The sequence below is a fragment of the Kocuria rosea genome (assembly GCF_006094695.1).
In the GTDB taxonomy this organism is placed as follows: domain Bacteria; phylum Actinomycetota; class Actinomycetes; order Actinomycetales; family Micrococcaceae; genus Kocuria; species Kocuria rosea.
In genome coordinates this window covers 2,706,670-2,719,496 of record NZ_CP035103.1, presented here as the reverse complement: position 1 = coordinate 2,719,496, position 12,827 = coordinate 2,706,670, and the positions used below count along the sequence as shown (strand labels likewise).

10 protein-coding genes, 1 pseudogene and 1 other annotated feature are annotated in these 12,827 nt (G+C 71.9%); of the genes and pseudogenes, 4 read left to right on the top strand and 7 right to left on the bottom strand.

Annotated features, from left to right (window positions below; genetic code table 11):
* Positions 1 to 1,235, top strand: a protein-coding gene (locus EQG70_RS12465) for an IS3 family transposase (protein WP_244296552.1) whose coding sequence is annotated in 2 segments (ribosomal slippage) — positions 1 to 280 and positions 280 to 1,235 — 1,236 coding nt in all. Because the reading frame shifts where the segments join, the coding sequence is not laid out codon by codon here.
* Positions 279 to 392, top strand: a sequence feature (AL1L pseudoknot). (Overlaps the previous gene by 114 nt.)
* An 18-nt stretch (positions 1,236 to 1,253) precedes the next feature.
* Here EQG70_RS12465 and EQG70_RS18340 read toward each other — a convergent pair.
* A pseudogene (locus EQG70_RS18340) lies at positions 1,254 to 1,723 on the bottom strand (transposase); the annotation flags it as partial.
* A gap of 385 nt (positions 1,724 to 2,108) precedes the next feature.
* Here EQG70_RS18340 and EQG70_RS12455 point away from each other — a divergent pair.
* A complete protein-coding gene (locus EQG70_RS12455) occupies positions 2,109 to 3,017 on the top strand; it encodes a PIG-L deacetylase family protein (protein ID WP_109268652.1) in 909 nt (302 codons plus the stop codon).
* 126 nt (positions 3,018 to 3,143) lie between these two features.
* On the opposite strand, the gene EQG70_RS12450 is transcribed toward EQG70_RS12455, so the two are convergent.
* Positions 3,144 to 3,641 carry a DUF2505 domain-containing protein gene (locus tag EQG70_RS12450; RefSeq protein WP_109268653.1) on the bottom strand — a complete coding sequence of 166 codons (498 nt, stop codon included), beginning with the start codon at positions 3,639 to 3,641 and terminating at the stop codon, positions 3,144 to 3,146.
* A 208-nt stretch (positions 3,642 to 3,849) separates the two neighbouring features.
* On the opposite strand from EQG70_RS12450, the gene mfd reads away from it, so the two are divergent.
* The gene (mfd, locus tag EQG70_RS12445) at positions 3,850 to 7,569 is read left to right on the top strand and encodes a transcription-repair coupling factor (RefSeq protein WP_109268654.1); all 3,720 of its coding nucleotides are present in this window, start codon (positions 3,850 to 3,852) and stop codon (positions 7,567 to 7,569) included.
* Positions 7,570 to 7,691: 122 nt separating this feature from the next.
* Here mfd and EQG70_RS12440 read toward each other — a convergent pair whose 3' ends face one another.
* From EQG70_RS12440 to cobA, 5 genes are all read right to left on the bottom strand, one after another.
* Complete coding sequence (locus tag EQG70_RS12440) at positions 7,692 to 8,135, bottom strand: hypothetical protein (protein WP_109268655.1); 444 nt, start codon at positions 8,133 to 8,135, stop codon at positions 7,692 to 7,694.
* Positions 8,136 to 8,312: 177 nt separating this feature from the next.
* Positions 8,313 to 8,753, bottom strand: coding sequence for a hypothetical protein (locus EQG70_RS12435; RefSeq protein ID WP_109268656.1), 441 nt, complete (start codon positions 8,751 to 8,753; stop codon positions 8,313 to 8,315).
* Positions 8,754 to 8,972: 219 nt separating this feature from the next.
* Positions 8,973 to 9,626 (bottom strand): deoxyribose-phosphate aldolase, encoded by a 654-nt coding sequence (gene deoC / locus EQG70_RS12430; protein WP_109268657.1) that lies wholly within the window; start codon positions 9,624 to 9,626, stop codon positions 8,973 to 8,975.
* Positions 9,627 to 10,001: 375 nt separating this feature from the next.
* On the bottom strand, positions 10,002 to 10,853 hold the full coding sequence (locus EQG70_RS12425) for a uroporphyrinogen-III synthase (protein WP_109268658.1): 852 nt from the start codon (positions 10,851 to 10,853) through the stop codon (positions 10,002 to 10,004).
* Positions 10,843 to 11,865, bottom strand: a complete 1,023-nt coding sequence (gene cobA, locus EQG70_RS12420) for a uroporphyrinogen-III C-methyltransferase (protein WP_109268659.1) — start codon at positions 11,863 to 11,865, stop codon at positions 10,843 to 10,845. The genes EQG70_RS12425 and cobA overlap by 11 nt, the downstream gene beginning before the upstream one ends.
* Positions 11,866 to 12,008: 143 nt before the next feature.
* Between cobA and EQG70_RS12415 the strand changes: the two genes are divergently transcribed.
* A complete protein-coding gene (locus tag EQG70_RS12415) occupies positions 12,009 to 12,731 on the top strand; it encodes a sirohydrochlorin chelatase (RefSeq protein WP_109268660.1) in 723 nt (240 codons plus the stop codon).
* The last annotated feature ends 96 nt before the right edge of the window (positions 12,732 to 12,827 follow it).

The following is a 12,827-nucleotide window of genomic DNA, read 5'->3' as shown; positions in this document are numbered from 1 at the left end:
ATGGGAGCACCGAGGAAGTACCCGGATGAGTTGCGTGAGCGCGCCACCCGGATGGCGGTGGAGGCCCGACGGGACCCAGCGACGAAGGCCGGGGCGCTGGCGCGGATCGGGCAGCAGCTGGGGATCAACCCGGAGACGCTGCGGAACTGGGTCAGACAGGCCGAGGTCGACGAGGGATACCGGCCGGGCACCACCACTGATGACGCCCAGCGGCTGGCCGAGCTCGAAAGAGAAGTTCGGGAGCTCCGCAGGGCCAACGCCATCCTGCGGTCGGCCTCGGCTTTCTTCGCGGCGGAGCTCGACCGCCCACACCACAGGTAGTGGCCTACATCGACGCCCACAAGGGCGAGTACGGGGTCGAGCCGATCTGCAAGGTTCTGCAGGTCGCCCCGAGCACCTATTACGCCGCCAAGACCCGCCCGCCCTCAGCGCGATCGGTCAGCGACGCGGCCACGACCGCGGTCATCGCCAAGGTGCATGCGGAGAACTACGGGGTGTACGGGGTCACCAAGGTCCACGCCGAGCTGCGCCGGAACGGCCATCAGGTGGCCAGGTGCACGGTGCACCGGCTCATGAGGGCGGCGGGTCTGCGTGGGGTCATTCGGGCCAAGGGCCCGCGCACCACGGTGGCCGGCACCGGACCGGAGACCCGCCCGGACCTGGTGGAACGATCTTTCACCGCCGCCGCCCCGGACCGGCTGTGGGTCGCCGACATCACGTATTGCAGAACGTTCGCCGGCTGGGTATACGCCGCCTTCGTCATTGACGTGTTCTCCCGGCGGGTGGTGGGGTGGCAGCTGTCGACCTCCCTGCGCACGGACCTGGCTCTGGACGCCCTCGAGATGGGGTTGTGGACCCGATCCCATGACGGCCATGACACCAGCGGGGTCGTGCATCATTCGGATAAGGGCGTTCAGTATGTCGCGGTGCGCTACACCCAGCGCCTGGCCGAGGCGGGGGCGGTGGCCTCGGTGGGATCCACTGGCGATTCGTACGACAACGCCCTCGCTGAGGCGTTCAACTCGCTGTTCAAGGCCGAGCTGATTCGCAACAAGGGCCCCTGGAAGTCGATCGAGGACCTGGAGATCGCGGTGGCCGAGTACGTCGACTGGTTCAATTACCGGCGCCTGCACGGAGAGATCGGGCTCGTGCCCCCGGCCGAGTTCGAGGACGCCTACTATCGTCACCACACCGCCCCGGCGACCGCCGGAGCGGCACTATCAAGCCTCCACTGAACCCGTCACGGGACACTTGGGGTCGTCCCGGTGGGCGTCGAACAGGGCGTTCGCCCGGTATGCCTCGGCCAGCTCGGCAGCGGTGACCGGGTCCGCCAGCCAGCGGTAGTAGGGCTGGCGGGAGAGCTTGAGCACCCGGCACGTCACCGCGACGGGGACCCCGTCGGCGGCGAGCTCACTCACGAGCGGGTAGAGCCTTTTCCCGGCAGGTTCGCCTGCGAGAGGTAGGCGGCCGCCCGGCGCAGGACCTCGTTCTCCTGCTCGAGCAGGCGGATCCGCTTCTTCAGCTCACGATTCTCCGCGGAGTCGGCTCTCGTCACGCCGGGCCTCTCACCGTCCTCGACGTCGGCCTGGCGCATCCACTTCGACAGCGTCATCTCGTGGATGCCGAAGTCTTTGGCGATCTGCGCGAGCGTCACACCCTCTTCGCGGGTGCGGGCCACGCGCACGACGTCGTCTCGGAACTCTTGGGGATAGGGAGCGGGCACAGCAACATCCTTCCAGGCCGCCCTAGGGGCAAGCCAGATCAGGTGTCACCTATTCGTGCGGCAGTCCCGTGAATCACGATCCGGTCGAGAGAGGAACGGCGATCGGTGCGGCGGCCGTGGACGCCCCGAAGTGCTTTGCGTCCCTGGCGGATCCTGCCGCCTCGTGATCATTACTCCTGACCTCTGTCCTCGCGCCTTCGATGTACCCGTCGGATCGATGGTGTGAACGGGGCAATGTTACCTCGGACAGACGCCAACGTTCGCGGGAAGTGTCGATTGCTGGTGATATTGACTCGTTGGTCATAGTTGCAGCGGCGCCTTGGGGGACCGCGGAACAAGAACTGCAGTCATTTCGACACCGACCTCGGCCGTCTTTGGGGGAAACATGTTGCTGTCCATGGCGGGCGTGCTACTGAGCGTGATCGTTCTCGGATACATCGTTGTGGGTGCGCGGCCAGGGCAGCACACACGATTGGTACGTGGGGCCAAGCGGTTGCGCAATGCCATCATCGTCACTTACGTGATCCTGCTTGGGCTCAACCTGTGGTGTGTACTGTCGCCTCCGGGTGAGTTCGCGGAGGACGTAGTGGCGCTCATGACTTTGACCGCCACCGGGGCATGGGGATTGGTAGTCACCAAACGCCGCATCCCCATCGCAGTTCGTGCCCGGAGGCGCAAGATCCTGGCAGTGGGCGCCCACCCGGACGACCTCGAACTCGCCTGTGGCGGAACCTTGGCCAAGTTGGTCGATGCGGGCCATGAGGTGCGGGGTCTGGTCATGAGCTCCGGGGAAGTCGGCGGAAATTCCGGTATGCGTCCAGATGAAGCTCGGCAGGGCGCGTCGTTCCTGGGACTGAGCGACATGTGCGTGTTGAATTTCCCCGATACCAAGCTGGAAACAGTCAACAACGACATGGTGAAGGCAATTGAAACCGCCGTGACCGAGTTCGGTCCGGACGTGATCTTCACCCACTCCGCCCACGACCAGCACCAGGACCACTATGCGGTGCACCAGGCCACCCTGCGCGCCGCGAGGGCCCACCACTCGATCCTGTGCTTCGAGTCCCCGTCGGTGACCCGCGACTTCGACCCATCCGTGTTCGTGGACATCGACGGCTACGTCGACGTCAAGGTCGAGGCCGTGCTTACACATCGCAATCAGGCGGGCAAGCCCTACATGACCCCGCAACGGGTCAGAGCCATGGCTGCCTTCCGCGGGGCGCAGGCCAAAAACACCAACGCGGAGGCCTTCGAACCGGTCCGCCTGCTCGGCTCCGCGATCGGCGACCTCTGACCCCACGGGCACTCGCAGTCCAGGAGATAGTCCGGCAAGGGCTGGTCGAGGCGGCCCGCTTCCGGGAGCGCCTCCGGCGACGTGAAGACGCCGGGATCGCTCCGTGCTCTCGGCGGCCTGGTGAGCTCAGCGGTTTGCGAGCCAGGCCTCGGCCTCCTGGGACTGCAGGGACAGGGCCTTGCCGATGAACGGCTCGGCGGCCTCGGCGACCATCTTGCCCACGAACGGGATGTTGGCCTTGACCACGCAGTGCACGTGCACGTCGGTGGTCTCGCCCTTTGGGGTGAGGGTCTGGGTGGCGGAGCCTGAGACCGGCAGGGCGCCCACGGAGATCTCGGTGCGCACGATCCGGATCCCGTCGGCGTCCGGGGTGTGGTAGGTGTCCACCTGGGTGAGCTGCACCGAGGAGCCCACGAACTTCCGGGCCATCTCCGGCAGCCGGTCCGCGGCCATGGTCCGCACCGTGGTCACGGCGAACCGTGCCTCCACGTCTCCGGCGACCTCCACCGAGTCCAGGGTGGCCCCGGCGCGGTGGGTCACGTGCCGGATGAACTCCTCGTCGGTGAAGGTCACCACGACCTGGTCGAGGGGAGCGGGGACGGTGGTGGAGGCGGTGACGGCCATGGAGGACTCCTCGGTAGCGGCGGATCGGCAGCGGCGGTTGCGTGCTCCCATGGTAGGCGGGGCCCGGGGTCCGGGCTGTGGCGAGAGCTGTGGGTCCGGACGGGGCCCTGTCGGGGCCCGGGAGTAAGCTGGGACCCGCGAACGTTGGCTCCGACAGCCTCTGTGCTCCACCAGCACCCCACTCAGCGTCCCAGGAGACTGCTCACCCATGACCTTGTCCGGACTGCTCGCCGCCCTCGGGGCGGAGCGCTCCTTCGCCAATCTCCGCACCCAGGCCGGCCTGGCGCCGGGGGAGCGCAGCGCCGAGACCGTGATCAGCGCCCCGGACGGGATGCGCGCGGTGCTCACGGCTCAGCTGTGCGGCGCCCTCGACGACGCCCCCGCGCCGGCGGACTCCCGCGCCCCGGTGCTGCTGGCCGTCACCGCGACCGGCCGCGAGTCCGAGGACCTCGCCGCGGCCCTGGGCGCGTACCTGCCGGCTCAGGAGGTCGCGGAGTTCCCGGCCTGGGAGACCCTGCCGCACGAGCGGCTCTCGCCCCGCTCGGACACTGTGGGCCGCCGCCTGGACGTGCTGCGCCGGCTGGCCGGCAAGGATGCCGAGCGCCCGCTGCGAGTGGTCACGGCCCCGGTCCGCTCCGTGCTCCAGCCCGTCGTCGAAGGCCTGGGGGACATGGCCCCGGTGCGCTTCGCCCGGGGCGAGGAGCTCGACTTCGACGCCGCCGTGACCTCGCTCGCCGAGGCCGCCTACGCTCGGGTGGACATGGTCACCCGGCGCGGGGAGTTCGCCGTGCGCGGCGGGATCATCGACGTCTTCTCGCCGGTCGAGGACCACCCGGTGCGCATCGAGTTCTTCGGGGACGAGGTCGACGAGCTGCGCTGGTTCGCCGTGGCCGACCAGCGCACCCTGACCACCGGGGACCACCCGGAGCGGCTCGTGGCCCCGCCGTGCCGCGAGGTGCTCATCACCCCGTCCGTGATGTCCCGGGCCGCGAAGCTCAAGAACTCCCTGCCGGGCGCGGAGTCCATGCTCGAGCGGATCGCCGGCGGCATCTACGTGGAGGGCATGGAGTCCCTCGCGCCCCTGCTGGTGGACGGCCTGGTGCCCATGCTGTCCCTGCTCCCGCCCGGTTCGCTCGTGGTGGTCATGGAGCCGGAGAAGGTCCGCACCCGCGCCCACGACCTCGTGGCCACCAACGAGGAGTTCCTCCTCGCCGCGTGGGACTCCGCCTCGGACGGGCAGTCCGCGCCCATCGACATCACCTCCGCCGAGCACGTCGTCCGGAACGACGACGGCGAGGGTCGCACCCTGGCCTCCGGGTCCTTCCAGACCCTCGCCGAGGCCCGGGCCACCGCGCTGGGGACCGGCCTCGGCTGGTGGGCCGTCACCGCGCTCAACGTCAACGCGGTGGCGGGTCAGGACGTGGACGCGGACACCGCCGCGGAGGACATCGCCCTCATCGACTCGGACGCGGACACCCTCACCGTGGCCGCCCGGGACCCGCTGGGCTTCCACGGGGACGTCGAGGCGATGCTCGAGTTCCTGCAGGGGCGGGTGGCCGACGGCTGGCGCGTCGTCGCCGTCACGGAAGGGCCCGGTCCGCTGGCCCGGATCGCGGAGCTGCTGCACGAGGCCGGGGTCCCCGCCGCCCGCCGCGAGACCCTCGCCGAGCAGCCGCAGCCCGGGATCGTGGAGCTCACCACCGCCGTGGCCGGCAAGGGCTTCGCCCTGGACGGGCCGCGGATCGTCCTGCTCACCGAGGCGGACCTGCTGGGCAAGGCCAGCCCCTACACCACCAAGGACATGCGCAAGCTCCCGGTGCGGCGCAAGCGCAACGCCGTGGACCCCCTGGCGCTGAGCCAGGGCGACTTCGTGGTGCACGAGCAGCACGGCATCGGCCAGTTCGTGGAGCTCATCCAGCGGCCCATCGCCGGGGCGATGATCAAGCCCGGCCAGCCGAAGCCCGTGCGCGAGTACCTGGTGCTCGAGTACGCGCCCTCCAAGCGCAACGGCCCGCGGGACCGCCTGTTCGTGCCCACCGACCAGCTGGACCAGGTCACCAACTACGTGGGTGGCGAGACCCCCACCCTGTCCAAGATGGGTGGCACGGACTGGAACAAGACCAAGCGCGCCGCCAAGAAGGCCGTCCGGGACATCGCCAACGAGCTGATCCGCCTGTACTCGGCGCGGATGGCCTCCCGCGGGCACGCCTTCGCGGAGGACACCCCGTGGCAGCGCGAGCTCGAGGAGGCGTTCCCCTACATCGAGACGCCGGACCAGCTGACCACCATCGACGAGGTCAAGGCGGACATGGAGCGGGAGGTCCCCATGGACCGGCTGATCTCCGGGGACGTGGGCTACGGCAAGACCGAGGTGGCGGTGCGCGCGGCGTTCAAGGCCGTGCAGGACGGCAAGCAGGTCGCCGTGCTCGTGCCCACCACGCTGCTCGCCCAGCAGCACGCCGAGACGTTCACCGAGCGCTTCTCCGGCTTCCCGGTGCGCCTGGCCGCGCTCTCCCGGTTCCAGACCGCCAAGGAGACCAAGGAGACGCTCGCCGGTCTGAAGGACGGGACCGTGGACGTGGTGATCGGCACCCACCGGCTGCTGTCCAAGGAGGTCCAGTTCAAGGACCTCGGCCTCGTGGTCATCGACGAGGAGCAGCGCTTCGGCGTGGAGCACAAGGAGAAGCTCAAGGCGATGCGCACCAACGTGGACGTCCTGGCGATGTCCGCGACCCCTATCCCGCGCACCCTGGAGATGTCCCTGACCGGCATCCGCGAGACCTCCACCCTGGCCACCCCGCCGGAGGAGCGCCACCCCGTGCTCACCTACGTGGGCGCCTACACCGACAAGCAGGTCTCCGCCGCCGTCCGGCGCGAGCTCATGCGCGAGGGCCAGGTCTTCTACATCCACAACCGGGTCTCCTCGATCGAGCGCAAGGCCAAGGAGCTCGCCGAGCTCGTGCCCGAGGCGCGGATCGCCGTGGCGCACGGGCAGATGTCCGAGTCCCGGCTCGAGCAGATCATCGTGGACTTCTGGGAGAAGAAGTTCGACGTCCTGGTCTGCACCACCATCGTGGAGACCGGTCTGGACATCGCCAACGCCAACACCCTGATCGTCGACGGCGCGGACCGCTACGGCCTCTCGCAGCTCCACCAGCTGCGCGGGCGCGTGGGTCGCGGCCGGGAGCGGGCCTACGCCTACTTCCTGTACCAGGCCGAGAAGCCGCTCTCCGAGACGGCGCTGGAGCGGCTCAAGGCCGTCGCCGCCCACAACGAGCTCGGCGCCGGCATGCAGCTGGCCGTCAAGGACCTCGAGATCCGCGGCGCCGGCAACCTGCTGGGCGGTGAGCAGTCCGGGCACATCGCCGGGGTGGGCTTCGACATGTACCTGCGCCTGGTCGGCGAGGCCGTCGCCGAGTACCGCGGCGAGGAGGACGAGCGGCCCACCGAGATGAAGATCGAGCTGCCCGTCAACGCCTACCTGCCGCACGACTACGTCCCGGGGGAGCGGCTGCGCCTGGAGGCCTACCGCAACCTCGCCAACGCCGCCACGGAGGAGTCGATCCAGGAGGTCGCCGACGAGCTCGTGGACCGCTACGGCGAGGTGCCCGAACCCGTGCAGAACCTGCTCGAGGTCGCCCGCTTCCGGGTGACCGCCCGCGCCGCCGGCCTCACCGACGTCGCGGCGCAGGGCAACATGGTCCGCTTCGCCCCGGCCGACCTCCCCGAGTCCCGGCAGATGCGGCTCACCCGCCTCTACCCTGGCGCGCAGGTCAAGGCGGTGCCCGGCACCGACACCTTCCAGGTGCTCATCCCCAAGCCCAAGACCGAGCGGATCGGCGGCAAGGACCTCGTGGACGGCGCCGTGCTCGCCTGGGCCCGCGGCGTGGTCGAGGCCGTCTTCGCGAAGGAGCCGGCCACGGCCTGATCCGTCAGCCCAGCCTCCGCAGTCCGGTCCACCGGGCACGGAAAAGGTCCCCTCCCGCGGTGGGAGGGGACCTTTGCGGTGCGAGCGGTCGTCGGGTCGTCGTCGTCGGACCCGGCGCGGCCCTACTCGACGTTCTTGCCGTACTTGTCGCCGTGGTGGACGGCCGCGGTCTTGGCGTCGCGCTCGCGGGCGTCGCGGGGGCCGTCGTCGAACGCGGCGGCGGTGCGGCCGCGGCCCAACTCGGGGACCTCGGTGGTCGACGGGACGTCCATGAGGACCGTGCGCCCGCCGAAGGCCTTCTTGGCGGTGCTGTTCTGCAGGATGCCCACCGGGATGAGCAGTGCCAGAGCGTAGAGGCCCAGGCCGAGGATCCAGATCAGCGGGCTGTTCGGGTAGCTGGCGAAGGCGATGAAGCTGCCGATCATGATGGCCATGCACAGCGCGAGGAACACGAAGTTGTTGACCGTGCGTCCCTGACCGGAGTGCGAGCGCACGGTGGCGCCGCCGCTGCGGCCGGTCGACGCGTCCGCCGAGGCGCTGGTGGAGGACTGGGCTCTGTTGGCCATGGATCTAACCCTTCTGGCGGTGGGAGGCGGCCGGTCACGGGCGGCCGCGAAGCATTCCCGGCCAGTCTAGTCGCACCGACCGACGCCCGGATGCTCCTCGCGACCGCCCCCTCCGGAACGACGACGGCCCCCTGCCGCGGATGCGGGAGGGGGCCGTCGGTCGTTGTGCGGGACGGGCTACTGGGTCGCCTTGCCCAGGGTGTCGTCTTTGTGCTCGGCGCGGACCTCGGCGTCCCGGGTGCCGATGTTGCGGGGCGGGTCCGGGAAGGCCGCCGCGGTGGTCGGCTCGCCGGCGACCTCCGTGCTCGGCGGGACGTGCATGAGAATGGTGTGCCCGCCCTCGGCCTTCTTCGCGGTGCTGTTCTGCAGGAGGCTCACGGGGATCAGCAGCGCCAGGGCGTAGAGGCCCAGGCCGACGATCCAGATCAGCGGGCTGTTCGGGTAGCTGGCGAAGGCGATGAAGCTGCCGATCATGATCGCCATGCACAGCGCGAGGAACACGAAGTTGTTGACCGTGCGTCCCTGGCCCGAGTGGGAGCGGACGGTGGCGCCGCCGCTGCGGCCGCTGGGCGTCGCGTCCGCCGCGGTGCTGGTGGACGACTGGGCTCGGTTGGCCATGGATCCAATCCTTCTGACGGTGGGAGCGGCCGGCCACGGCGGCCGCGGGGCGTTCGGGGCCAGTCTAGTCGCTCGGACGCGGCCCGCGGCGGTGCCCGGCGGAGGGCGCGGCGGGCCCCGATGAGGACGCGATAAAGCCCGGTCGCTGCGGCCGGGCGGCGCCTGGAGCGCTCCGCCGGGGAGGACCGGGCGCGCTCCGTCGACCAGTGGGCGGTGCACTCAGCCGAGGAGGGCGGGACCGCTGCTGGCGCCGATCCGGGAGGCGCCGGCCTCGATCATCGCCAGGGCGTCCTCGCGGGTGCGAATCCCCCCGGAGGCCTTGACCCCGATGTCCGGGCCCACGGTGGCGCGCATCAGCCGGACGTCCGCCACGGTGGCCCCGGCGGTCGAGAAGCCCGTGGAGGTCTTCACGTAGTCCGCGCCGGCGGCCACGGCGGCCTCGCAGGCGAGGACCTTCTGCTCGTCGGTCAGCAGGCACGTCTCGATGATCACCTTGAGCCGGGCCCCGCCCTGGTGGGCGGCCTCGGCGACGGCGCGCACGTCCGCCTCGACCCGCTCGCGCTCGCCGGCGCGGGCGGCGGCGATGTTGATGACCATGTCGATCTCGTCGGCCCCGGCGGCCACGGCCGTGGCGGTCTCGAACGCCTTGACCTCCGTGGCGGACGCGCCCAGCGGGAAGCCGACCACGGCGCAGGTCAGCACGTCGCTGCCCGCGAGCTGCTCCCGCACGAACGGCGTCCACAGCGGGTTGGTGCACACCGAGGCGAAGCCGTACTGCCTGGCCTCCGCGCACAGCGTGGCGATCTGCTCGCGGGACGCCTCCGGCTTGAGCAGCGTGTGGTCGACGTAGGGGGCGAGCTGGGGGGTGGTCACGGGCGGCCTTTCGACAGGACGGGCGGGTCGCGCCCAGCCTACCGGCCGCCGCCGGGAGACCCCGATGATGCCCCCGCGGCGGACCCGGCTCACGGCTCGGTGGAAGATCCTGCGGGGAGGCGGCGGCACCGTCGAACCGGGGGCCGTGACCGTTCCGACACAATTACATCAGGAAAGTGTTCGCTAATCCGGTGTGATCTGCTACATTCGGTGCACGGCGAACAAAATGTCCGCCTGACCTGCGGCCTTGGCGGTTGCCGAGCGGTCGCAGGGGTGCGTCGGGATACCCCCGGTTCCCCTGACCCCCGTCCTGGCGCGCCCCCGCAATCGTCCCGCGCTCGCCCAGGGGCGGGGTGCGCCCGCGGTCGGTGGCGCCTACTGCCCGTCGTCGTCGGGCTGTCCGCCGGACAGTGCGTCGGTGAGCTGCTTGAGCATCGCGCCCATCCGGAAGCGCTCCGGCACGAGCGGCTCGATCCCGAGCTCCAGCAGCGGCGCGGCCGTCACGGGCCCCACGGTCGCGGCGAGCATCCCGCCGCGGAACGCCGCCAGCAGCTCCTCGTGCAGCCCCAGCTCCTCGGCCGTGCTGAACAGCGCGTCCACGGCCGGGGCGGCGGTGAACGTCACGGCGTCCACCCGCCCGGCCGCGGCCTCGCGCACGAGCACCGGCACCTGCCCGGCGTCGTCGGCGGAGGCCCACCGGTAGGGGGTCACGGTGAGCACGCGGGCCCCGGCGTCGGTGAGCCGGCGGCGCTGGACCACGTCGGCGATCCCGTGCAGTTGCAGGCCGATCGTGCGCCCGGTGAGGTCCCCGCCGTGCTCGGCCAGGACGAGGTCCACGAGCCCGGCGGTGGTCTCGTCCGCGGACATCCCGGCGTCCTCCAGGCCCAGCCCGCGCACCGCGCCCCGGCCCTTGGGCCCGCGCACGTAGACGGCGGCCTCGCGCAGGCACAGCAGCAGATCGGCGTCGAAGCCCTGGGCCACGGCGGCGTCGTGCCAGCGGCGCAGACCGTAGCCGGTGGTCAGCAGCACGAGGTCCGGGCGGGCCTCGAACATCGCCCGGGAGGCGGCCGCGAGCCCGGCGTCCTCGTCGACCGGCTCCACGCGCAGGGCGGGGGCGTGCAGCACACGGGCGCCGCGGCGCTCGAGGGCGGCGATCTGGTCCTCGGAGCGGCGGTGCGCGGTCACGCCGACCACCCGGCCGGCCAGGGGCAGGTCCTCAGCAGCCATGGGCGGTGACCTCCGCGAGGAACGCGTCCCGCTCGGCGGTCGCCAGGCGGACCACGGGACCGACGACGACGACGGCGGGCGAGCCGCAGCCCGCCGCCGCGGTGTCCGCGACCGCCGTGGCAAGCGTGGTGATGGTGGAGCGCTGCCGGTCGGTGAACCCGCGCTCGACGACAGCGAGCGGGGTCTTCGGATCGGCGCCGTTGCGGACCAGGCCGGCCACGAGGTGGGGGAGGGTGGCCACCCCCATGAGCACCACCAGCGTGCCGCCGCCGGCGCCGAGGCCGGCGAAGTGGGCGAGCTCCGCCTCGGAGAACGGCACGTGCCCGGAGGCGACCGTGAACATCCGGGAGACCTCGCGGAAGGTCACGGGGATCCCGGCCGCGCCCGGCACCGAGACCGCGCTGGTGATCCCCGGGACCACGTCCACGGGAATGCCGTGGGCGGCGCACGCGGCGAGCTCCTCGGCGCCGCGGCCGAAGACGTAGGGGTCCCCGCCCTTGAGTCGCACCACCGAGCGGCCGGCCAGGGCGTGCTCCACCATGAGGTCCTGGATCTGCGACTGCGGGACCGGGTGGTGGCCGGGGGTCTTGCCGACCGGGACGATCTCGGCGCCGGGGGCCGCGGCGGCCACCGCGCCCGCGGGGGCGAGCCGGTCGACGAACACCACGTCGGCGTCCTGCAGGGCCGCCACGGCGCGCACGGTGAGCAGGTCGTCAGCGCCGGGGCCGCCGCCGACCAGGGTCACCCGGCCGCCGGTGCGGGCCGCGGGCTCCTGCACCACGGGCACGCGGGCGCCGGCCGCGGCCAGGGCCTCGCGCCAGCGCTGCGCCGCCGGGCCCACGACCACGGCGAGCGCGACGCCCGCGAGGTCGGCCGCGCCGAGCAGTGCGGGCTCGGCCACGGAGCGCACGGCGGCGCCGGCCGCCTCGTAGCGGCGCCGGGCGCGGCGGGCGTCGTCCGGGGCGCCGAGGACGAGCACCGGGACTCCGGTGAGGTCGGCGGTCAACAGCATGCGGTCCTCCAGGGGGAGAGCGGGGGTCGTGGCGGGCCGGCCGCCACTACCAGGATGCGGCACGCGTGTTACAGCACGGTTGCCCCCGTGACGTCGCGTGACGCCGGCGGCCGCTGCGGGCCGTGTTTCGTAGGCTGGGATCCATGACGACCTCCGACGCCCCCGTCCTGCTCGCCTGCGCCCACGGCACCAGCTCCCCGTCCGGGCGCACCGCCGTGCAGCGCCTCGTGGACGCCGTGGCCGCCGAGCTGCCGGACGTCGAGGTGGTGCCCACCTGGGTGGATGTGCAGACCCCCGACCTGGCCGAGCGCACCGAGCAGTACGCCGGACGCCCCGCGGTGGTGGTGCCGCTGCTGCTCTCCGCCGGCTACCACGTCTACGTGGACGTGGCCGAGGCGGTCGCCGCCGACGACCTCCACCGGGTCTCGGCAGCCCTGGGCCCGGACCGCGCGCTCGCCCGGCTGCTCGCCCGGCGGGTGCACGAGGCCTGCACGGCCGCCGGGGCCCCGCTGGCGGAGCACGACGCCGTGGTGCTGGCCACCGCCGGGTCCTCCGACCGCCGCGCGGTGGTGGACTGCGCCGCGGTGGCGGACCTGCTGGCCGAGGAGCTGGGCCGGCCCGTGACCGTGTCCTACTTGGCCGCCGCCCGTCCGCGCGTGGCCGAGGCGGTGTCCTCCGCCCGGGCCGGCCTGGCGGACGGGGGGCGCGTCGTCGTCGCCAACTACCTGCTGGCGCCCGGCTACTTCCTGGACCTCTCCCGGAAGGCCGGCGCGGACGTGGACACCGACCCCCTGGCCGTGCCGGAGGGAGAGGTCCCCGCCGAGCTGGTGGACGTGGTCGTCTCCCGCTACCGCTCGGTGGCCTGAGCGCTCAGCTCGAGCAGTCCACCCGGTGCGCCGAGCCCCCAATGCGGGCGCGTTTTCCCACATCAAGTCTGGGGAATTGCACCCGCATTGGGGGCT

Bases quoted from the DNA above. Each gene is read 5' to 3' on its own strand.
- EQG70_RS12455 (WP_109268652.1), top strand. From the start codon at position 2,109: ATGTTGCTGTCCATGGCGGGCGTGCTACTGAGCGTGATCGTTCTCGGA.
- EQG70_RS12450 (WP_109268653.1), bottom strand. From the start codon at position 3,641: ATGGCCGTCACCGCCTCCACCACCGTCCCCGCTCCCCTCGACCAGGTC.
- mfd (WP_109268654.1), top strand. From the start codon at position 3,850: ATGACCTTGTCCGGACTGCTCGCCGCCCTCGGGGCGGAGCGCTCCTTC.
- EQG70_RS12440 (WP_109268655.1), bottom strand. From the start codon at position 8,135: ATGGCCAACAGAGCCCAGTCCTCCACCAGCGCCTCGGCGGACGCGTCG.
- EQG70_RS12435 (WP_109268656.1), bottom strand. From the start codon at position 8,753: ATGGCCAACCGAGCCCAGTCGTCCACCAGCACCGCGGCGGACGCGACG.
- EQG70_RS12425 (WP_109268658.1), bottom strand. From the start codon at position 10,853: ATGGCTGCTGAGGACCTGCCCCTGGCCGGCCGGGTGGTCGGCGTGACC.
- cobA (WP_109268659.1), bottom strand. From the start codon at position 11,865: ATGCTGTTGACCGCCGACCTCACCGGAGTCCCGGTGCTCGTCCTCGGC.
- EQG70_RS12415 (WP_109268660.1), top strand. From the start codon at position 12,009: ATGACGACCTCCGACGCCCCCGTCCTGCTCGCCTGCGCCCACGGCACC.